Here is a 22,603-nt window from a genome sequence, read left to right as displayed (position 1 = left end):
TATTACATTTCAAAAGATACTTTGAAACCAAATAATGGTTTTGCATCTTCTTCATTAACTTTAAATTCTGAATAAAGTTTGTATGTTAATAATTCATAGTCAGCTTCTACATATGGTTTAATTTCATAAACTGCTTTTGCATCTTTTTCAAGTAATACAGGAACAACTGCATCTACCCCAACCTTGTAGTCTTCCATGAATTTATAAGATACTTCCGGTTTATATGTTAATAATGTATCTACATCTTTTTGCATAACCATTTCAAATTTGTTATTGAATGTTAATGTATCATAATTTAAATTAAGTTCTGGTTTATATGTTGTTTTTGTATCTACATCTTTTTCCATGTTTAATATAACTTCATTTTTGAAGTCAACTTTTCTATCAGCACCATCAAAAGCATATCCTATGTTAGCTTTTGCTTTTAATGTGTTTGTAGCAAAGTTGCTTTCTGTTTTATAATAACCTTCAACAAATAATGTTACAGGCATAGAAACTAATTTATCTACGTTTGAATTTAATTTTGCTTCAAGAACCATATTTGTTGCGCCTTCTGTTAAAGCTTTTGCTTTAAATTCAGCATATATTGCTTTTTCCATATAATTAGCTGTAGCTTTTAAATCCATTCCTATTGTAGGTGTTGTTTCATCTGTAACATACATAGCAGGAGTTACAACAAATTCTAAGTCATTCATTTTACTTGTTAAAGCTGCTGACATTCCAACTCTTGATTCTACAACTTTATGTTTACCATAAGTCAATTTTAAAGATAATGTATCTGAAAAATTAGCTTTATGATAAGCATAGAAATCTGTACCTTCAAGTTTTCCAAAATCATTCAATGATTCAGAAGCTATTGTTACTTTCCAACCTGTTTTTTCTCCATCTTTTGCAACTGAAAAACCTAATCCTTTTGCCCATCCACTGTCGATACCAAATGTATCTTCCATACTTAATTCTTCTTGATATTTGAAATCAAAATGTCCTTTACCTGAGATTTTCCATTCAGGTGTGCTACTAGCAAATGCTGCTAATGCTAATACTGCTACCATTAAAAAAGCTAATACTTTTTTCATTAAACCAAACCCCCTTTAATAAGTTTAATTTTTTTTGGTTTGAGCTTACTCAACTAATTATATCAGATGTACCAATAAATTGTCAATAGTAAATTATGTAAAAATCCAGATTTAATAGTTATTTTAACAGATTTTACAAAATTATTTTGCTACTGGCATGAAAATTCCTGCAACGCCTAGACCTACACCTGCTAAAGCAACAACCCATAATAAAATGTTGTTATTACCTTCAACAGACTTTATTCTTTCATCTTGTGCATTAACTTTTTCAGTTAAAGCTTCTATTTTATCTTTATTTTCTGCTGTTCTCAATGTTACTGCTGGAAGTGCTTCTAAGAACATTGAATTTTCATCAACTTTTGACTCTAATGTAGATATTTTTTCTGCATTTGCTTTAGCCATTGCATTAGCTCTATCTGTTTCATCCATCAAATACAACATATCTTCTGATAATGAATCACCCATATTTTTTGCTCTGAAAGCTGATTTTTTTACATTATCATAAGAAGCGCTAACATCTGATAAAAGTTTTTCTCTTCCATTTACTGATTCTTCAAGTTGTGCAACTTTATCTTCTAAAGAAGAGATATTTGAATTTGTTTCATCGATTTTATCAAAAGCATCATATTTTAATTTTAATATAGCTCTTGTAGTTCTTGCTTTATACTCATCATAATCACCAATTTTTCCTGACAATTCTTTAACGACTTTTTCCATTCTATCTATATCTTCGTATTTAGCAATCATAGGTGAATTTTCTAAGTACATAATAGCTCTTGTAAACCATACTGATGCTTCAGATCTTGTCAAAGATTCAAAACCATTGAAAGTATCCTGATCTACAGGTATAACTCCCTTATCTACAAGATTTGTAACATAATCATATGCCCAGTGATCCTCTTTAACGTCTTTGAATCCTCCTGCAAACGCTGCAACAACAACTAATAATGCTACTAATACAGCTAATGTTTTTTTCATTTGTTTTACCCCCTTTTATAAAGTGTTTAATATTTTATATCCATTTTATTATACTACATTTTCGACTTTTTTCAAAGACAGAAACTTCACTTAATTTTTATTTTAAAGAAATTTCTTTTACCTATTCTTAAAATTTCTCCGCCTTTTAAAACTAATTCCTGTTTGAAATCATCTACTTTTTCATCATCTATTTTTACTCCACCCTGTTTTATTAATCTTTTTATCTCAGACTTGGATGATAAAACTTTTGAATTTTCAACTAAATCTACTATATTTATTTCGGGTACTGTTTCTAAATCTTCTATATCATCTGGTATATCATTTTTTTGAAAAACTTTTATGAATTGTTCTTTTGCATCATTTGCAACTTCTTCAGAATGAAACATCTTTATTATTTCTATTCCCAAAAACATTTTAATATCTCTTGGATTTACTTCATTTTTTTCCATCTGATCTTCATATTTTTTTATTTGTTCTGGATCTGTATTTGTTAAATATTTCATATATTTAATTATCAATGTATCAGGTATAGACATTATCTTACCAAACATATCTTTTGGAGTGTCTGTAAATCCTATATAATTATCATAAGATTTACTCATTTTTAAATGTCCATCTGTACCTTCAATTAAAGGCATAGTCATAACTATTTGTGGTTTTTTGCCAGCTTCTTCAAGTAATCTTCTACCCATTAAAAGGTTGAATAACTGATCAGAACCTCCCATCTCAACATCGGCATCTATCATTATAGAATCATGACCTTGAGCTAAAGGATATAAAAATTCAGATATACTTATTGGTTGATTCTCTTTATATCTTTTATTGAAGTCATCTCTTTCAAGCATCCTTGCAACTGTAAGTTTAGAAGCAAGTTTTAAAACATCTTCAAAGTTCATCTTATCAAACCATTCACCATTGAATCTAACTTCAGTCTTTTCTTTATCCAGTAACATAAAAACCTGTTCCGTATATGTTTTTGCATTCTCAATTACTTCTTCTTTAGTTAACATTGGTCTGGTTTTAGATCTTCCTGAAGGATCTCCTATTCTCGCTGTAAAATCTCCAATTATTAAAACTACTTTATGACCTAATTCTTGGAAAAGTTTCAATTTTCTAAGCACTACGGCATGACCAAGATGTAGATCCGGTCTTGAAGGATCTACTCCTAATTTAATTCTTAATTGTTTTCCTGATTTTAATTTTTCAAGCATTTCTTCATCTGATATAAAGTCTATAGTATTTCTTTTAATTAATTCTAATTGTTCTTCAACGCTTAACACGTATATATCCTCCAATCAATTCAACATCTTATACTAATACCATAGTTGTCAAAAAACATGATAACATAAAGAATATTCCTAACCATAAAGCCCATTTAGCTGAAGTGTCAAGTCCTTTTTCTCTTCCAAAATGTGCTTGAGATGCTCCACCACCAAAAGCTCCACCTAATTCAGCATTTTTTTGCATTCTTTGCAATGAGAAAAATATTACACCTACTGCTAAAATAACATGTACAATAACCATTATAATTGCTAAAGCACTCATATAATTACTCCTCCTTATATTGTATATATTTCAAAATAAATTATACAATAATGCATCTTTATTTTCAAGTTTTATTGAGTTTATAAACGTAATAAACTCTAATTGGTTTAATTATAACAGATTATTTTTCATTTTATATTTAAATTAATTAAACAATTTTATATTATAATCATAAATATTTAATAGTTTTTATTTATAATTGATTATAAATGAATTAGATAATTATTAAATTAAATTATAAAATGAATATTGGTACAGGAAACGATTTCATTATAGTATTACAGGAGGAGCATTTAAATGTCTATAAATTATAATTCTTATCCAACTATAAAAGATGTTGCTAAAAAAGCTAATGTTGGTATAGCTACAGTTTCAAGAGTTTTAAATAATTCTGAGAAAGTAAGTGAAAAAACCCGTAAAAGAGTTCTTCAAATAGTTGAAGATTTAGGATACTCTCCAAATTTACATGCACGTTCTTTATCATCTAAAAAAGGTAATTCTGTATCTTTGGTTGTACCAAGTATAGGAAACGAAGTTTATGCCACCATTTATTCGGCACTTGAAAAAGAGCTTTCGAAAAAAGGTTATAGAATGATAGTCTTTCCACTTATGGATAATTTATCTTTGCAAAAAATCAAACAAAAAACAGATTTAATATATCAAACTGATGGAGTTTTTATAGCCTCATTATGTATAAATAAAATATTTAAAGATAATCCTCCAAATAAAAAAATAGTTTTAATCGATTCTTTTGATGAAAGATTTGATTCTGTTCATATAGATAATTTTGAAGTGGGAGTAAATGCAGCTAAATATTTATTACAAAAACAAAAAGATGATTCTGACTTCTTTTTAATCTCATATAAAGAAGTACAAGATGAATTCACTTCAACCGTATTTGAAAATAGAGATAGAGGATTTGTAGAAACTCTTGAGAAAAATGGTAAAAAGCCTAATATAATATATACTGATTTAAATTGGGATAGCGGATTTAAACTTGCTAAGAGAATAGCTTCAAAGAAAAAGCATAATCTAATATTTTCAACTGCTGATAAGATTGCTTTTGGATTGAAAGCTTTTTTTGATCAAAATATATATACACCTGATGAAGACTATAACATGATTTCAGTCGATGATCTTCCTTTTAGTAAAGTCACTGGATTAACCACAATAAGACAACCTTTTGAAAAGATGGCTAAAGAAGCTACAAATCTTTATTTTTCTTATATTGAAGGAAATGAAGATATAAAAAATATTAAATTAAAAACAAAATTGATTATAAGAGAAACCTAATTAAAATCCTTCATTTTCGAAGGATTTTTTATTTTTAGATATATAATCTGCAATATTTAATCATAATAACTTATAAATATGTTTGTTTTTTTATTCATAAAAAATTAAAATAGAAATGTAATCCATTACATGATTTTTCTTTTTTATTTTTCAAATAATGTAATCCATTACATTACAGGAGTTGATAATATTAATGAGTAAAATACAAGATGTGGCAAATTTAGCTGGTGTATCTGTTGCAACGGTATCAAGGGTCTTGAATAATAGCCCAAAAGTTTCTGCAAAAACAAGATTAAATGTAATAAACGCTGTAAAAGAATTAAATTATGAACCTAATCTTTTGGGTAGAAATTTAAGAAGGTCTGAAACTAAAATGATTCTTGTTTTATTACAAAATATTTCTAATCCATTTTATTCAAAAGTTATAAAAGGTATGGAAGATTATGGCCATAAGAATAATTATAATGTCATGTTTTGTAATACTGATTCTAATATTGAAAGAGAAAAAAAATATCTTGATTTATTAAAAAATAAATTAGTTGATGGTGTTATATTTATGGCTCCAGAAATTGATATATATACTATGAATACAATCGGAAAAAACTATCCATTAATTCAATGTTGTGAATATCTTGAAAATTCACAGATAAGTAGAGTTTCAATAGATAATGAAAAAGCAGCTTTTGAAGCCGTTGAATATTTGATAAAAAATGGTCATAAGAAAATAGGTTTAATTAACTCTAAAAAGCCTCATCAATCTTCTAAAGATAGGGAAAAAGGTTATAGAAGAGCTTTGTATGAAAATAATATACAAATCGATGAGTCTTTAATAAGATACGAGAGTTATGGATTTAAAGGTGGAATAAATGCCATAAAAAGTTTTGTTGATGAAAAAAAAGTTCCAGATGCTTTGTTTACTGTCTCAGATATTATTGCAATTGGTGCCATTAAAGCTTTGAAGAGTTTTAATTTTAATGTGCCAGATGATATTTCTATAATAGGTTTTGATAATCTAAGTATTTCATCTATGTATGATCCCATTTTAAGCACTGTTTCTCAACCAAGATATGAATTGGGTAATAAAGCTATGGAATTAATTATAGAAATAATAAAAAACAAAAAAAATATTATAAAAAATGTTGTTCTTAACCATCAATTATTGATAAGAGAGTCAACCAAAAAGGAGTGATTTCAATGGCAAGAATTGTAAATGTAGGAATAATAGGTTGTGGTGGAATTGCCAATCAGAAACATCTTCCATCATTATCTAAGTTATCAAATGTTAAAATAAAAGCATTTTGTGATATTATACCTGAAAGAGCTGAAAAAGCCTGCAAAAAATATGGCACTGAAGATGCTAAAGTTTATGAAAACTATAAAGATCTAATCATTAATGAAAAGGATATAGAAGTAATACATGTTTGTACTCCTAATATATCTCATTCAGAAATTACTGTTTTTGCTTTAAAAAATGATAAGCATGTTATGTGTGAAAAACCAATGGCAAAAACTTATAATCAGGCTATTGAGATGGTGAAAGCAGCAGAAGAAACTGGAAAAAAATTGACTATTGGTTATCAAAATAGGTTTAGACCAGATTCTTTATATTTAAAAAAAGCATGTAATAATGATGAACTTGGAGATATATATTTTGCAAAAGCTCACGCAATAAGAAGAAGAGCAGTTCCAACATGGGGTGTTTTTTTAGATGAAGAAGCTCAAGGAGGAGGACCTTTAATAGATATAGGAACTCATGCTTTAGATTTAACTTTATGGATGATGAATAATTATAAACCTAAAATGGTTGTTGGAAATACTTTTTATAAACTAAAAGATCAAAAGGAAACAGCCAATGCTTGGGGTGATTGGGATACTGAAAAATTTACAGTTGAAGATTCAGCTTTTGGTTATATTATAATGGAAGATAATTCCACAATATTTTTAGAATCTAGTTGGGCTTTAAATACTTTAGATATTGGTGAAGCAAGAACTACTTTATGCGGAACAAAAGCAGGTGCAGATATGAGAGATGGCCTCAGAATAAATGGTGTCAAATATAATAAACAATATGTAGAAAAACCTGCTTTAACAGAAGATGGTGTAGATTTCTATGATGGTACACAAGATAGTCCTGCAGATTTAGAAGCAAAGAAATGGATTGAATCTATTATTGAAGATAAAGAACCTGTTGTAAAACCTGAAGAGGCATTAGTTGTAACTCAAATACTTGAAGCTATATACGAATCTTCAAAAACAGGAAAACCTGTTTATTTTAAATGAGGTGATTATATGAACATTCCTATTTCAGTACAATTATATACATTAAGAGAGTTTAATAAAAATGATTTTTTGGGTACCCTTAAAAAAGTTTCTTCTCTTGGATATGATGGTGTTGAATTTGCTGGATATTATGATTTAAGTGCAGAAGATCTTTCTGATAATTTAAAAAGATTAAATTTAAAGCCATTTGGCTCTCATGTGTCATTTGAAAATTTGAAAAATAATCTTAAATATGAGATTGATTTTAATAAAAAAATAGGTAATAAAAATATTATATGTCCATGGGCAAAATTTGATTCTATAGATGATTGGGCTTCTTTTTGTAAAGATCTAAATTTTATTGGGAAAAAATTAAAAGAAAACGGATTACAACTTTTTTATCATAATCATGATCATGAGTTTAATACAATAGATGGAAAATATATTTTTGATTTTATTTATGAAAATACAGATGAAAATTTAGTAAAAGCCGAAATAGATACGTTTTGGGTTTATAAAGCTAATGTAGATCCATTAAAATTAATGAATAAATATAAAAATAGATGTTCTTTAATACATATAAAAGATATGAAAAATGATTCTAAAAAAAGTTTTGAAGCTATAGGTGAAGGTATTATTGATATTGAAAGTATTATAAAATATGCTAAAGATATTGATATTGAAACGTTAATAGTGGAAAATGATGATCCTAAACCAGATGGGCTTAAAAATATTTCTATAAGTATAAAGAATCTTTCAAAAATGGCTATTTTAAAGGAGTGAAGAATATGAAACTTGGTGTTTTTACAGTAGTTTTAGGAAGTAAAGATCTTGATTCTGCTTTAGATTATTTAAAAAAATTAGGTGTTCAATCTGTTGAAATTGGTGCAGGAGGTTATCCAGGGACTAATCATGCAAATCCAGATTTACTTTTAAATAATTCTAATGAATTACAAAAATTTAAAGATACTATAAATAAGTATGAAATGTCTATAAGTGGTATTAGTTGTCATGGAAATCCTGTTCATCCTCAAAAAGAAATTGCCAATAAATTTCATACAGAGTTCGAAAAAGCTATACTTTTAGCTGAAAAACTTGGTGTAGATACTATAAATGGATTTTCTGGTTGTCCAGGAGATTCTAAAAATTCTATGTATCCTAATTGGGTTGTATGCCCATGGCCAGAAGATTTCTTAAAAATACTAGATTTTCAATGGAATGATATTCTTATTCCTTATTGGGAAAATGAAAGTAAGTTTGCTAAAGATCATGGTATTAAAAAAATTGCTTTTGAAATGCATCCTGGTTTTTGCGTTTATAATCCTGAAACATTGTTGAAATTGAGAAATTCAGTTGGAGATATAATAGGTGCAAATTTTGATCCAAGTCATTTATTTTGGCAAGGAATAGATCCTGTAGAAGCTATAAAAGAACTTGGAAGTTCTATTTATCATTTTCATGCAAAAGACACTAAAATAGATAAAAGAAATACTTCTGTAAATGGTGTATTAGATACAAAACATTATGGTGATGAAATAAATAGATCTTGGATTTTTAGAACTGTTGGTTATGGTCATGATTATCAAACATGGAAAGATATGGTAAGTGCTTTAAGATTGATAGGATATGATGGAGCACTTAGTATAGAACATGAGGATAGCCTTATGTCTGGAAATGAAGGTTTAAAAAAAGCTATTTCATTTTTAAAAGAAGTTTTAGTATTTGAAAAAACTAATGATATGTGGTGGGCCTAAAGCTCATCACATTCTTAAATATTAAATGGAGGAATAAATATGAATAAATTAAGAGTTGGTATTGTAGGTTGTGGAAATATTTTTCCAATGCATGCTGTTTCTGTTAAAATGATAGAAAGTGCCGAACTAGTATCTGTTTGTGATATTAAAGAGGACAGAGCTAAAAGTAAAGCAAAAGAATTTAATTGTAATTATTATTTAGATTATAAAGATATGATAGAAAAAGAAAATCTCGATATAATACATATATGTACACCTCATTATATGCATCCTCCAATTGCAATATATGCTGCAAATAAAAAAATAAATATAATGACTGAAAAACCGATGTCAATAAATTTGAAAGATGCTAATGATATGATAAATTCAGCAAAAAATAATAATATCACTCTTGGAGTTATATTTCAAAACAGATATAATCCTGGATCTCAATTAATAAAAAACACCATTGAATCTGGAGAACTTGGTAAGATCCTTTCTGGGAAACTTTCAGTAACCTGGGATAGATCTGATGAATATTATCAAAAAAGTGATTGGAAAGGTACTTGGGATAAAGAAGGTGGCGGTGTAATTATAGATCAGGCAATTCATACTATGGATTTGATGAGATGGTTTATAAATAGTGAAATAGATTATATAGATGCTAATATAAGTAATAGAGCTCATGAAATAATAGAAGTAGAAGATTCGGCTGAAGGAGTTATAAAATATAAAAATGGTGTATTAACTTCTTTTCATGCTGTAAATTATTATTCATATGATGCTCCAGTAGAAATAGAAATTCATTGTGAAAAAGGATTAGTAAAAATGATAGCAGATAAAGCTATTATAAAATTTAATGATGGTAGAGAATTAATTGCAGATAAAAATCCAGCAGAAACTTTTAATTATGGTAATGTGAAAGGTTACTGGGGTGTTAGTCATATAAAACAAATTTCAAAATATTATAAAAACATTTTAAATTCGGAAAAACCTGAAATTGATGGTAATGAAGCTTTTAAAACTCAAGAGATGATATGTGCAATATATGAAAGTGGTAAAACAAATAAAAGAATACACTTTTAACCTCCTCATTTTGTTTATTAATAATTAATCTGGTATAATAAACTTTGAAAATAAGAAGTTTTATGGAGGTGTAATAATTTTGTATAACCCTGAGTTGATTAGAAATATTTCTATAATTGCTCATATAGATCATGGAAAAACAACTCTTGTAGATAGAATTCTTGAAATGACTCATTCTGTTGAAGAGAGAAAAATGAAAGAGCAATTTATGGATAGTATGGAATTAGAGAGAGAAAGAGGAATAACAATAAAATCAAAACCCGTAAAAATTTACTATGATTCTGATGATGGAAATACTTATGAAATAAATATAATAGACACTCCTGGACATGTAGACTTCACTTATGAAGTCTCCAGGAGTTTAGCTGCTTGTGAAGGTGCTGTTTTACTCGTCGATGCGTCTCAAGGTGTAGAAGCTCAAACTGTTACAAACACTTATCTTGCACTTGAAAATGACCTTGAAATTATAGGGGTTATAAATAAAATAGATCTACCAAATTCTAACCCTGAAGAAACTATTCTTGAAATAAATGATTTAGTTGGAATTGATACAGATGATATATCAAAATTAAGTGCTAAAACAGGAGAAGGTGTTCATGATCTTCTCGAAAAAATAGTAAGAACTGTTCCTTCACCTGTAAGTAAAGGTAGTTCGGATGATAAATTAAAGGCTTTAATATTTGATGCTGAATATGATAAATACAAAGGGGTTATAATATATACAAGAATTTTTTCCGGTTCTATTAAAAAAGGTGATACCATAAAATTAATGGCTAAAGATACTTCTTATGAAGTTTCAGAAGTTGGAATATTTCACCCTGAATTACAAGAAACTGAAGATTTAACAGCTGGAGAAGTTGGCTATATTATAGCTGGAATTAAAGACATTGAAGAAGCAAATGTTGGAGATACAATAACTCTTCAATCAAATCCTACAGATAAAAGATTACCAGGTTATAAGGAATCAAAACCAATGGTTTATGCTGGACTTTATCCAGGGGTACCAAAATATTATGAAGAGTTAAGAAAAGCACTGGAAAAACTTAAATTAAACGATGCAGCTTTGACATTTACCGCTGAACATTCACCAGCTATGGGATTTGGTTTTAGATGTGGATTTTTAGGTTTATTACATATGGATATAGTTAGAGAGAGACTTCAAAGAGAATTTGAAATAGCCGTTATTTTAACAGCACCAAGTGTCGTTTATAAAACTAAATTAAAATCTGGTGAAATGCTTGAAGTTACGAACCCATCAGAATTTCCATCTAATGATTCTATAGATGAAATATATGAACCTTATGCAAAACTCGATATAATAACACCACCAGATTATATGGGCAATTTAATGAATCTTTCCCAAGTTGAAAAAAGAGGCGAATTTAAATCAGTTTCAAATGCTGGTAAAGATAGAGTTGTTTTACATTTTGAAATTCCTATAGCTGATTTAATATTTGATTATTTTGATAAGATGAAAGCCATTTCAAGAGGTTATGCTTCTATGGACTATGAGTACATAGATTATAGAAAGTCTAATCTCGAAAAAATAACTATACTTGTTAATAAGGAAACTGTAGACGCTCTTTCTTTTATAGAACATGAAAGTAAAGCTTATGAAACTTCAAGAAAAATTGTTGACAAATTGAGTGATTTAATTCCAAAACATCAATTTGAGATCCCAATACAAGCTTATTCACATGGTAAAATAATAGCAAGATCTACAATAAAAGCTTTAAGAAAAGATGTTTTAGCAAAGTGTTATGGTGGAGATATTACAAGAAAAATGAAGCTTTTGAATAAACAAAAAGAAGGAAAGAAAAAAATGCGTGAAATAGGAAGTGTTTCTATTCCTCAGGATGCTTTTCTAGCAATACTTAAAATTAATGATGAAGATAATTAATTTTTGTTTATCCATTTGTAAAATGAATAAAATTATTGTATAATTAGATAAATAATAATCTTTTTTAGGGGGTGTCGTTTTTGTCAGACTCAATTTCAGAAAAAAGTGCCAAAAAAAAGCAAAAAAAATTAATTTACAGAATTTCTCTGTGGATTGTTGGAATTGCTTGCTTACTAATTTTTAGTTTAGTTGTTGATATTCCCGCAATAATATTTTTAGCATCTTTAGTCGCTTTATTATCCAGAGAATGGATACTTGCAATGGCAATTACCTTTATAAGAGGTACTGCTATTTTTGGGATTATGGATGATATACAGATGCTTTGGATAACGGTTTTCCTTTTATATGTTTTCATATGGGGAATTTATACATTCTTCTTTAACACAGATAAATTTATAAAGCCAAAAAGAAGTTAATTTAACTAAAAATTTTGAAAAACTTACCTTATAAAAAGGTAAGTTTTTTAATTTATACTATACTTTTTTTTCACATTATTTATTTCATCTCTATATTTTGCTGCATCTTCATATCTTAATTCAGATGCTGCTTTATACATTTCTTCTTCAAGAACTGCTAAATAATCTTCTGGACTCATACCTTCACCAACTTCAAATACATAGTCTTCTTCAGTCATTTTATCTTTAAAAGGCGCAAATACATCATCAGGTAATTTTTTTATTATTGAAGTAGGTATTATATTGTTTTCTTCATTGAATGTTTTTTGTATTTTTCTTCTTCTATTAGTTTCATCTATAGAAATTTTCATAGCTGGTGTCATTTTATCAGCATATAATAAAACTTTTCCATTTACATTTCTTGCAGCCCTACCTATTGTTTGTATAAGAGTTGTTTCTGATCTTAAAAAACCCTCTCTATCCGCATCCATTATAACAACAAGGGAGACTTCTGGCATATCCAAACCTTCTCTTAAAAGATTAACTCCAACAACTACATCTATATCACCATTTCTTAATTTTTTTACAACTTCTGCTCTTTCTAAAGTATCGAGTTCAGAATGTAAATACTCTGATTTAATTCCCATAAGATTCAAATGATCTGATAACATTTCAGCATCTTTTTTCGTCAATACAACTGCAAGAGCTCTTTCATTTCTTTTAACTATTTTACTGATTTCAGAAACAAAATCATCTATTTGACCTTCTGTAGCTCTAACTATAACTTCAGGATCTAATAAACCTGTAGGTCTTATTATTTGCTCAACAACTTGTTCAGAAACTTCTTTTTCAAATCTTCCAGGTGTAGCCGATACTAAAATAGTTTGATTTACTCTTTGGGCAAATTCATCAAATCTTAAAGGCCTATTATCAAGAGAAGAAGGAAGTCTAAATCCAAAATCAACAAGATTTTTTTTTCTTGCATAATCTCCTTTATACATTCCTCCAATTTGTGGAACTGCTATATGTGATTCATCTATAAAAGTTAAAAAATCTTTTTCAAAGTAATTCAATAATGTCCAAGGAGAATCTCCTGGTTTTCTACCATCAAAATATCTTGAATAGTTTTCTATTCCTTTACAATATCCCATTGTTTCAAGAAATTCTATATCTTGCCTGGTTCTTTGCTCTATTCTTTGCGCTTCTAATAATTTACCATTTTTTTTGAATTTTTGAATTTGAAGATCTAAATCATTTTCTATATCTTTTATTGCTCCAAGAATTTTATCTTCTGTCGTAACAAATTCTTTTGCGGGATATATAGTTATTTTATCAAAATCTTCAATATGTGTTCTATTATAAATATCAAAAGATATTATATTTTCTATTTCATCATCAAAAAAAGTAATTCTTATTCCATGATCATCATAAACAGGATAAATTTCTAATGTTTCACCTTTCCATCTAAATGTACCACCAGTAAAATCATCTTCTTTTCTTGTGTATTGCATTTTACCAAGTTTTTCTAATATGTCTCTTCTTAAGTATCTTTGACCTTTTTTTAAATAAAGATTTATATTCGCAAAGTCTCTTGGGTTTCCAGATGCATAAATTGCTGATACAGATGAAACAACGATTACGTCTTTTCTTGTTAATATAGATTTTAACGTAGATAATCTCATTTTAACTAAAATATCGTTTATATCAGCATTTTTTTCAATATATATATCTCTTGTGGGAACATATGCTTCAGGCTGATAATAATCATAATAAGATACAAAAAATTCGACTTTGTTATTTGGAAAAAATTCTTTGAATTCATGGTATAGTTGAACTGCAAGTATTTTATTTGGTGACATTATCAACGCTGGTCTACCTGTTTTTGCAATGACATTAGCCATGGTATAAGTTTTTCCAGATCCAGTAACCCCTAAAAGTGTTTGAAATCTTTTTTTATCATTTAATCCTTGTACAAGTTGTTCAATGGCAAGCGGTTGATCTCCTCTCGGTTCATATTCAGAATATAAATCATACAAAGTTATCACCTCAAATGTAATTTATCAATTCATATAAAGAAGATATGTCTCCTTTTCCTTTTCTATCTATTCTTAAGGACTTTATACCTATATCTTTTGTTGCTTTTATATCGGTAATTAAATTATCACCTATAAATATTATTTCTTCTTTATTTAAATTAAGTCTTTGAAGAGCTAATTCAAATATTCTTTTATCAGGTTTATATAACTCAACTTCTTCAGATATTATAAGATCTTCATAGTATATTTGTGATGAATTAATTTTTTTTCTTACGAAATAAGAATCTGCATTTGTAAGTATACTAACATATATATTTTTCTTTTTTATTTCATTTAAATAATCAATATCTTTAAAATATGGTAATTTTGAAAAACTTTCATACATAAAGTCTATATAATATTTTGCATCTTCTTTTAAATTATATTTTTTTATAATTTCATTGAAAAGCATTTTATAATAGTATTTTTCAGGTTTAAATTCTTTTAAATAATAATCTTTAAAATAATGAGAATATAGATTTAAAACTTCTTTTTCAATATATTCAACATTTTTTGAAGTCTTTTTAGATAATAAATTCGAAACCTCATAAAACAATCCTTCAGCATCAATTAATGTACCATATAAATCAAATATAATAGCTTTTAACATAAATAACCTCCATAAAAAAAGAGTTTGCAGTTTAAAAACAACTGCAAACCTTTATTTTTATTCAAATTAAAATCTTAATTCTAAACCAGCAGAAAGTTTTAATTTATTATCTATAGGATTTCCATTAAAGCCAAAATTAAAATCATACCCAATTTCCGTTGTTAGTCCAATATTTTTATTAAAGAAATAATCTAATTTGAGTCCAGGAGTTACAGCAAAAGAATCATCTGAAAAATCTTCTGAATACAATTTAGAAACTACTCCAAGTCCTATATTAGGTGTTATCGCAAAATCATTCATATCCAATATATAACCCAATCTAAAAGCAATAGAAATCATATTATAATTTATATTATAATTATATTCAAAATTTCCTCCAAGATATAATCCTTCATAATTATCTATCGCAAATGCAAAACTTACACCATGATCTTTAAGTCCTTTATTTAAATAGCTTATATCGAATAAAGCTCTAATCGCTAATTCATATGGTGCTTCTATTACATAATCTGCATTATTTATATTAAAAGCTCTAGGATGTTCAAGAATTCTAAGGACAGATTCATTTTCTCTTACTTGTTTAACTACAAGTTTTCCATCTGTTATCATCTTTCCATCAAATTCTTTCACAAATTGAAATATCATGCCATTATAAACTCCATAATTCTTACCTTTGTTAATTTTAACAAAATCATTTACTATGTTACTATTCATATCCGCTTTAATTCTAAATAGCATATTCAATTTAGAAACTATATTACCCGTCACTTCTCCTACCGCCTGATCTCTGGCTTGTTTCATAACATAAGAACTATTACTTGAGGTGAAAAATCCAGTAGATGCAAGTTTTGTATATGAAGTTCCAGACCCTGTAAATCTTTTACTTTCCAAAACATCTCCATTTTGAACATTTATCAATTTATAATTTACATATAATTTGAAATCCCACCATAAATAATTGTTCTTATCAATATAAGAATTTTGGTATGAATCAGTAACATCAACAAAAACAATAGCATCTACATTTAATTCTTTTAAATTAGATTGATTTATATTAGAATTTAAATTTCCCAATATATCTCTAAAAAGAAGATCATCTTTATCAACGAGTTTGTATTTTCCTAAATATGATATTCTCCTGTTTAATTCACTTTCAAGTAAGCCAGTCGCTTCTGAGTACCCTTTAGTATAAACTAATAATGTTTTTCTCATATCTTGAGAAAAAGCAAATATTCCTATAATTGTTATTAATAATATGATTAGATTTTTTTTCATTTTAACACCTCCAATTGAATTAATTATATATCTTAAATATATTTTTTTCAACTTTATAGCGATATTTTGTCTTTTTAAGGTGTAAAATGGCTATTTTTTAATATATCTGTTTAAATAATAATATACAAAAAATGACTTACAGATGCTGCAATTATTCCTGCTATAGTATGGGCAAAGATTGCCTTTGAAGCAAGGTTTCTTGCAGCAAGAGAATCCATCATGGCAACATGAGTTGATAAATAACCACTCCATGTAAGACCTATAGATGTGAAAACAGCGATATCATTTGCTGTTAATATTCCCTCATTTATAAAAGATGGTATTAACGCCAAAGCCGCTCCAGTAGAACCAAGTGCTGTCAATGGAAAAGCTATTAATTTTGGGCTTTGAAATCCAAATAAAAATTCCAATCCTCCAGAAACTTTTGAAGCCAACCAAGGTAAAAATGGGACACCTTCAAAAGCAAGTCCTTGATACCCTATATTTGGGTCTTTTGGTCCATAAGTAATAAGCATAACAAATGATGAAATTATTAATACTCCTGGAATAATATCTAAACCAAGATTTACACCACTTTTTCCACCTTCTAAAAGGGCATCTAAAAATCTTGAACCAACTGTACCTTGTCTAACTTTTCTCCAATTTATATTGGATTGAATAGTTTCTTCTTCAGAGCCATAAAATCTTTTTGTGTATATAGAAAAGATTTTCACACTAATAATAGAACCAACAACTGCTCCAAGAAGACCTATTAAAACTGGCTTTATTAGGTTTAATCCCATAGTTCCAGACTGAGCCATCATATAAGTTGAAACAATTAAACCCATTCCAAAAGATGTTCCTAAATTACATAATAAAGGTACTTGCCATTTTTGAAAATATTTTATAAATTCATTGTCTTTAGCAAGAGAAATTATTGCAGGATTATCTGATAAAAAAGTTGTTAATATTCCCAAAGATGCTGCTCCAGGTAATCCATATAAAGGTTTCATCAAAGGTTTTAATAATTTATTTAAAAGATTAACAACTCCAAATTCCGATAAAAGAGAACCAAGTGCTCCAGTTAATACCGCAACAGCCATTATAAAAAATACAGTATTTAATAAAAGATTGTGTGCAGTATTCATAAGAGTTTTGAATAAATTTGCTGTTCCCATAATATTCGCTAAGGGAACAAATATTAATAATAGTATTCCAATAAAAATATATGGTTCGATTTCATGACCTAAATTCCTTTTTTTCATCTTTTTTGATTGTAATCTTGTTTTCAATTTAATCCTCCTGCATATGAAAATTTTTTCATTATTCAAAAATAAAATACAGAATTTTTATCAAAAACTCAAATCTAATATTAGACGATTTAAGTCATTTAGAGTCATAGAAAAGTCATTTAAATTAAAAATAGGGCGAATGCCCTATTTATATATTTAAAATTTTATTTTTTATATTTTCTTTTTTATGTATAATAGTTTTTCTATATAAGTCTAACTTTTCATCAAGTATTATTCCCGAATCTTCCAAAATATTATAATCCAGAGTTATAAATTCATCGAAACTTCCTATAAAAGCTTCTTTTGAATCTTTTAACATTAATACATTCGGTTTTAATTCAAGAAATTCACTTATCCAATGTGTAGATAATATTATTGTCTTTCCCATTTTATTGAGTTGTTTTATTGTATTAAAAACAGATTCTCTGGTAGAATAATCTAAACCAACAGTTGGTTCATCAAAAATTATATACTCTGGTTTATAAGATAATACTGAAATTATAGCTACTTTTCTCATTTCTCCACCAGATAAGTTAAAAGGAGATCTTTCAAGATATTCATAAGGTAAAGATAAAAGTTGCATATAAAATGATATTTCTTTTTTGTCTATGTTTACATTAAAATTTTTGGGTGCATATAATATTTCTTCTTTTATGGTAGGTAAAAAAAACTGAGTTTCTGGATATTGAAATATTATACCTACTTTTCTTCTTATATCCTTTATTTTTATTTCTTTAGATTTTGTAGACTCTTCATCTATATATACTTCACCTTGTTGAGGAATTAAAAGGCCATTAAACGTATTTATTAATGTACTTTTACCAGACCCCGTATGACCAACAAATAGCCATAATTCTCCAGATTTTATTTCTAAATTTATATTGTTTAAAGCTATCTTTTCAAATGGTGTATTTTTAGAATATGTATATGTAAGATTTTTTACTTTTATTGACATATTTCTTCCACCAACTCATCATAAGATTTATTTAAAAATTTTTTTAATTTTATATCAAAAGGTATTTCTATAGCCATTTTTGTATTCATATAAAATTTATCTCTATTTCCATCATAAATAACTTTACCATTTTTAAGTCCTATAATTCTATCAACTTCATTTAAATCTGGTGCATGATGCGATGCAATAATTATAGTTTTTCCCATATTCACAAGTTTTTTTATTACTTTATAAACTTCAAGTCTTCCCTTTGGATCTAACATAGTTGTAGGTTCATCCATAAATATTATGGAAGGATCCATTGCAACTATTGAAGCAATTGCGAGTCTTTGTTTTTGACCCCCAGATAAAGTGTTTGGATCAGCTTTTTCTTTTTCATTTAATCCAACTACATCGAGTGCCCATTTTATTTTTTTTATCATTTCTTCTCTTGGAACACCTGTATTTTCAAGTCCAAAAGCTATATCCTCATCAACAGTAACTCCAACTATTTGATTTTCTGGATTTTGAAAAACATAACCAATTTTTGTTCTATTTTTTATATTCAATTCTTCATTTTCATATATTATTTTCCCATTTTTAGGTTCATATATACCGCTTAAAATTTTCATTAATGTTGATTTTCCAGAACCATTATCTCCAACTAAACCAACAAATTCTCCCTTTTTAAATTCTAGGGAGATATTTTTCAATATTTTATTTTCATTATAATCAAATTCTATATTTTTACATTCAAAAAACATTTTATTCTTCCTTTATAGATTTATATACTCTTATTCCACCACTTTTTTGTAAAGTGTCTACATTTTTAAATATATTTTCCATATATTCTTGTATTCTTTTACCACCTTTATTGTGATAAGCTACTAAAAGTAATACTCCATCTTTATTTAAATGTTTATAAGAACCTTCTATCAAAGATTGCCAAACTTTTTTACCTGCTACTATTGGAGGATTTGAAATTATTGTATCAAACATCATATCTTCCCATGGTTCATAAAGATAACCTTGTCTTATTTCAATATCAGCATTGTTATCTTTAGCATTTACACCGGCATAATCACATGCTCTATTATTTATATCACTCATATACATTTTTAAATTTGGATTCTCTTTTTTTAAAGTTATACCAATAGGACCATATCCGCATCCTATGTCTAAAATATTTTCTCCATAAATTTCTGCATTTTCTATTAAAAGTCTTGTAGCTTTGTCTATTTTTTTCTTTCCATAAACTCCAGTTACAGATTTAAATATATATTCATGATCATTTTTTAATTTTAATTTTAATTTTTTAGATCTCATTTCAGATGTTGGATTCTCTGTATAATAATGTTCAAATCCTTCTGGTTTTATTTTTTTTACTTCTTTTTTGTTTCCTTTTATTTTTTGATTAACTATATCAACAACACTTGCTACATCTAAATGCATTAAATCTTCTGGACCTAATATTTTAACATTTTCTTTTTTATCTTTTTTGTTTTTTTTGTTCCTTTGATTCATTGAAATACCTCCATCAAAAAGCATTTAAATACAATTCTAAATTAAAACTATAATCTTGATCAAATTTATAAAAAACAAATCCACCAGGAACTATAGAATATTTTCCAGCAAAATTGACATAAAATCTCATCATCGCTTCTTTTGTTTCAAATATTTCATATCCAATATAACCACTAAAGCCTCTTAATTGTGCAAGATCTTCCGGAAAAGCTTGAAAATTATAATTAAGTCCTTCATCAGTTCTTATTATATCTATAAGTCTATATGTAAGATTAGCTCCAAATATTATGTTTCCCAAGCCTCCATTAAAAAAGACATTTGCACCTGCAAAACCTGATTTATTATTTCCAGTTTCAGAGGCATCTTCTGTAAAAGAATTCCATAAGCCTATTCCAAAATCAAAATCTTCATATATAAGATCTACACCAGCGTTTAAATTATTATTAAAAACTGGATTATTAAAATCGAAATTCAAACTTAAAAAAGGTCTTATTTGATCAAAAAAAGTATATTTATATGAAAAAGAAAAATCTTTATTTGTTAATTTCAAATAATTATTCTCATCTTCATACCCCGCACCTATAGAAAATGGAGTATTTATAACTCCAAAAACTTTAGAAAAAGATAAAATAGTCATAGTAAGAATTAATAAAACCATTAAGTTCTTTTTCATTTTATTCCCCCTCATAATAAAATATATAAAAAAAGGTGGCTGAGCTTCCCTGCGGCACACAAAAGACAAAGCTTATGGCTGCTCCCTTCCGGGCCTGACCAGTTTCACTAGTTTTCGTTGCGCAGGACCCAGCCACGTGTAGTCCCAAAAAGAATTATACCATAAAAATCAAAAAAATCAATACTTATGATATCTATTAGGCGTTACAATTATCTTAAAACCTTTTTGTTTTAAAGTTTCTAAATATTGTTTATCTTTAGGTAATGGCGGTGGAACTATCAATTCATTAATATTCCAGTCTTCTAATTTTTTTATTATTCTTTCATCATTAATTGGTGAATCAAAAATCATAGTTCCAGTATTTAAATTTTCATCAAAAGCATTTAACACGTATTCTAAGGTGTTTAAAGCTATCATTCTATTTAATGAACTTTGATTTCCAGAATAAATTCTATTTCCTTTTAAATATACGATTGAATCTGATTTATGCATTTTAGCAATTTCAAAAGCTAATTTCGAATAATCGTCTGAATCAATTATTAAATTTTTATATTCTTGTTTTATAACTATATCTTCGTCTATAATATATTCTTGATCAAAGGACATATCAAATCTATCCATTTTGAATACCATAGATTTGTATGATAAAAGATCTTCTTGATTTATATCTGCCGTAGTTAAAATACAATCTATCATATTGTTTTTTAATTTTTTTATTATATCTAAACTATCGGTATATAATACTCCACCCCTCAATTTATTTATATGTTTAAAAAATTCTTCCAAGTCTTTTTCTGATGGATCTATATAAGCAAATACAATAATTCCTTTCTTTGAAAAAGCTATTATTTCTCTATTCGTTTTGCTAACTAATTTGAATAATTTTTTTATATCTTTTATTATCCTAAGGGTTGGAGATTTAAATTTTGTCATATTTTCCATATGATCAAAAATACTTTCTCCACCTGAAAATTTCATGAGTGTAGCTTCTTGAAGTGGATTAGAACCATATCTCAACATTCCACCTATTTCAAAAAATTCATGATCAAATTTTTCAGAAGCAAAAAGTTCACTAAACACTTTATGAATATTTGAGTCATATTTAGATGTGGTATAAAATGCTTTTAAAGATAATTTTCTTCTATTATGTAAAGGTACATCTCCACATTCTTCAATAGATTCTATTATATCTTCATAATCTTCTGGATCAACAAGAGGTACAACATCTCTATAATTTTTTGCTGCAGCTCTTATCATTGCAAGTCCACCTATATCAATATAATTTAAAAGTTCTTTTTCTATAGTTGTATTTTTAGCGATTTCATCAAATGGATATAAATTAACTACAACAAGGTCTACTCTTTTTATACCTAAATTATCACATTGTTCTTCATGTTCTTTATTTCCAACTTCTCCAAGAATTCCTCCAAATAATTTAGGATGTAAACTTTTAACTCTGCCTCCCAATATTTCTGGAAAGTCAGTATATTCAGACATTTTAGTCACAGAAATTCCTATACTATTTAAATATTCAGCAGTTCCACCAGTAGATATTATTTCAACATCGTTTGCTTTAAGAAATTTTGCAAGTTTTTCTAATCCAGTTTTATCATATACTGAAATTATAGCTCTTTTTATATTCATAAAAATCCTCCCAAATATAATTCTTATAATATTATTTTACCACTCTATTTGTTAATATTCATTACAGAAAAATATTGTTAGAATTAATACATAATAAATTACCTTAACTTACATACATGTAAGTTTTAATTTCTAAATGTAATAACTTTAAATTTCTAAAATACATTAAAATTGTTAAAATATAAATGAACATTAAAAGGAGGTAATAATATGAAAAAAATAATTAAGAATTTTGATTTTTTTATATATATACTATTTAATCCAGAATTGATAGCAGAAGAACCAAAAGAAACCTCTTCCCCTTTAAATAAGTTAAAAAAATAAAGACATTT

Annotated in this window: 21 protein-coding genes and 1 other RNA gene; 8 read left to right on the top strand and 14 right to left on the bottom strand. The window is 27.3% G+C overall.

Annotated elements, in window-relative coordinates:
- Positions 1-2: 2 nt before the first annotated feature.
- From C7380_RS03555 to secG, 4 genes are all read right to left on the bottom strand, one after another.
- Positions 3-1,076: a hypothetical protein gene (locus C7380_RS03555; RefSeq protein ID WP_109604110.1), complete on the bottom strand. Its 1,074-nt coding sequence runs from the start codon at positions 1,074-1,076 to the stop codon at positions 3-5.
- Positions 1,077-1,217: 141 nt separating this feature from the next.
- Complete coding sequence (locus C7380_RS03550; RefSeq protein WP_109604109.1) at positions 1,218-2,054, bottom strand: S-layer homology domain-containing protein; 837 nt, start codon at positions 2,052-2,054, stop codon at positions 1,218-1,220.
- 86 nt (positions 2,055-2,140) lie between these two features.
- Complete coding sequence (gene tyrS / locus C7380_RS03545) at positions 2,141-3,334, bottom strand: tyrosine--tRNA ligase (RefSeq protein WP_109604108.1); 1,194 nt, start codon at positions 3,332-3,334, stop codon at positions 2,141-2,143.
- 28 nt (positions 3,335-3,362) lie between these two features.
- Entirely contained in the window at positions 3,363-3,599 is a 237-nt protein-coding gene (secG, locus tag C7380_RS03540; protein ID WP_109604107.1) for a preprotein translocase subunit SecG, read from the bottom strand.
- 297 nt (positions 3,600-3,896) lie between these two features.
- Here secG and C7380_RS03535 point away from each other — a divergent pair, with 297 nt between their 5' ends.
- The 8 genes from C7380_RS03535 (at position 3,897) to C7380_RS03500 (ending at position 12,286) form a co-directional block, all read left to right on the top strand.
- Entirely contained in the window at positions 3,897-4,892 is a 996-nt protein-coding gene (locus C7380_RS03535; RefSeq protein WP_109604106.1) for a LacI family DNA-binding transcriptional regulator, read from the top strand.
- Between the two features lie 193 nt (positions 4,893-5,085).
- Positions 5,086-6,081 (top strand): LacI family DNA-binding transcriptional regulator, encoded by a 996-nt coding sequence (locus C7380_RS03530; protein ID WP_109604105.1) that lies wholly within the window; start codon positions 5,086-5,088, stop codon positions 6,079-6,081.
- A 5-nt stretch (positions 6,082-6,086) separates the two neighbouring features.
- Entirely contained in the window at positions 6,087-7,172 is a 1,086-nt protein-coding gene (locus C7380_RS03525) for a Gfo/Idh/MocA family protein (protein WP_109604104.1), read from the top strand.
- Between the two features lie 9 nt (positions 7,173-7,181).
- Positions 7,182-7,934 (top strand): sugar phosphate isomerase/epimerase family protein, encoded by a 753-nt coding sequence (locus tag C7380_RS03520; protein ID WP_109604103.1) that lies wholly within the window; start codon positions 7,182-7,184, stop codon positions 7,932-7,934.
- Positions 7,935-7,939: 5 nt separating this feature from the next.
- Positions 7,940-8,905: a sugar phosphate isomerase/epimerase family protein gene (locus C7380_RS03515; protein ID WP_109604102.1), complete on the top strand. Its 966-nt coding sequence runs from the start codon at positions 7,940-7,942 to the stop codon at positions 8,903-8,905.
- Positions 8,906-8,944: 39 nt separating this feature from the next.
- Positions 8,945-9,970 (top strand): Gfo/Idh/MocA family protein, encoded by a 1,026-nt coding sequence (locus tag C7380_RS03510; RefSeq protein WP_109604101.1) that lies wholly within the window; start codon positions 8,945-8,947, stop codon positions 9,968-9,970.
- A 79-nt stretch (positions 9,971-10,049) separates the two neighbouring features.
- A complete protein-coding gene (gene lepA, locus C7380_RS03505) occupies positions 10,050-11,870 on the top strand; it encodes a translation elongation factor 4 (RefSeq protein WP_109604100.1) in 1,821 nt (606 codons plus the stop codon).
- Positions 11,871-11,950: 80 nt separating this feature from the next.
- The gene (locus C7380_RS03500) at positions 11,951-12,286 is read left to right on the top strand and encodes a hypothetical protein (protein ID WP_109604099.1); all 336 of its coding nucleotides are present in this window, start codon (positions 11,951-11,953) and stop codon (positions 12,284-12,286) included.
- Positions 12,287-12,333: 47 nt separating this feature from the next.
- Here the strand turns inward: C7380_RS03500 and uvrB are convergent, their stop codons facing one another.
- From uvrB to C7380_RS03450, 10 genes are all read right to left on the bottom strand, one after another.
- Positions 12,334-14,301, bottom strand: coding sequence for an excinuclease ABC subunit UvrB (gene uvrB, locus C7380_RS03495; protein WP_109604098.1), 1,968 nt, complete (start codon positions 14,299-14,301; stop codon positions 12,334-12,336).
- Positions 14,302-14,311: 10 nt separating this feature from the next.
- Complete coding sequence (locus tag C7380_RS03490) at positions 14,312-14,950, bottom strand: HAD family hydrolase (RefSeq protein ID WP_109604097.1); 639 nt, start codon at positions 14,948-14,950, stop codon at positions 14,312-14,314.
- 66 nt (positions 14,951-15,016) lie between these two features.
- On the bottom strand, positions 15,017-16,225 hold the full coding sequence (locus C7380_RS03485; RefSeq protein ID WP_109604096.1) for a DUF2715 domain-containing protein: 1,209 nt from the start codon (positions 16,223-16,225) through the stop codon (positions 15,017-15,019).
- A gap of 110 nt (positions 16,226-16,335) precedes the next feature.
- Positions 16,336-17,469, bottom strand: a complete 1,134-nt coding sequence (locus C7380_RS03480; RefSeq protein ID WP_109604127.1) for a CD0519/CD1768 family membrane protein — start codon at positions 17,467-17,469, stop codon at positions 16,336-16,338.
- A 175-nt stretch (positions 17,470-17,644) separates the two neighbouring features.
- A complete protein-coding gene (locus tag C7380_RS03475; RefSeq protein ID WP_109604095.1) occupies positions 17,645-18,451 on the bottom strand; it encodes an ATP-binding cassette domain-containing protein in 807 nt (268 codons plus the stop codon).
- The gene (locus C7380_RS03470; protein ID WP_109604094.1) at positions 18,442-19,194 is read right to left on the bottom strand and encodes an energy-coupling factor ABC transporter ATP-binding protein; all 753 of its coding nucleotides are present in this window, start codon (positions 19,192-19,194) and stop codon (positions 18,442-18,444) included. Before C7380_RS03470 ends, C7380_RS03475 begins: the two co-directional genes overlap by 10 nt.
- Position 19,195: 1 nt before the next feature.
- The gene (locus C7380_RS03465) at positions 19,196-19,756 is read right to left on the bottom strand and encodes a class I SAM-dependent methyltransferase (RefSeq protein ID WP_369426104.1); all 561 of its coding nucleotides are present in this window, start codon (positions 19,754-19,756) and stop codon (positions 19,196-19,198) included.
- A 211-nt stretch (positions 19,757-19,967) separates the two neighbouring features.
- Positions 19,968-20,627: a hypothetical protein gene (locus C7380_RS03460; RefSeq protein WP_109604093.1), complete on the bottom strand. Its 660-nt coding sequence runs from the start codon at positions 20,625-20,627 to the stop codon at positions 19,968-19,970.
- Between the two features lie 34 nt (positions 20,628-20,661).
- Positions 20,662-20,761: signal recognition particle sRNA small type (gene ffs, locus C7380_RS03455), an RNA gene on the bottom strand.
- A gap of 43 nt (positions 20,762-20,804) precedes the next feature.
- Positions 20,805-22,271 carry an IMP cyclohydrolase gene (locus C7380_RS03450; protein ID WP_109604092.1) on the bottom strand — a complete coding sequence of 489 codons (1,467 nt, stop codon included), beginning with the start codon at positions 22,269-22,271 and terminating at the stop codon, positions 20,805-20,807.
- Positions 22,272-22,603 lie beyond the last annotated feature (332 nt).

The sequence above is a fragment of the Oceanotoga teriensis genome (assembly GCF_003148465.1).
Taxonomy (GTDB): Bacteria; Thermotogota; Thermotogae; order Petrotogales; family Petrotogaceae; genus Oceanotoga; species Oceanotoga teriensis.
Note: the sequence above shows the minus strand (reverse complement) of the source record. Positions and strands in the feature narration are given on the sequence as shown.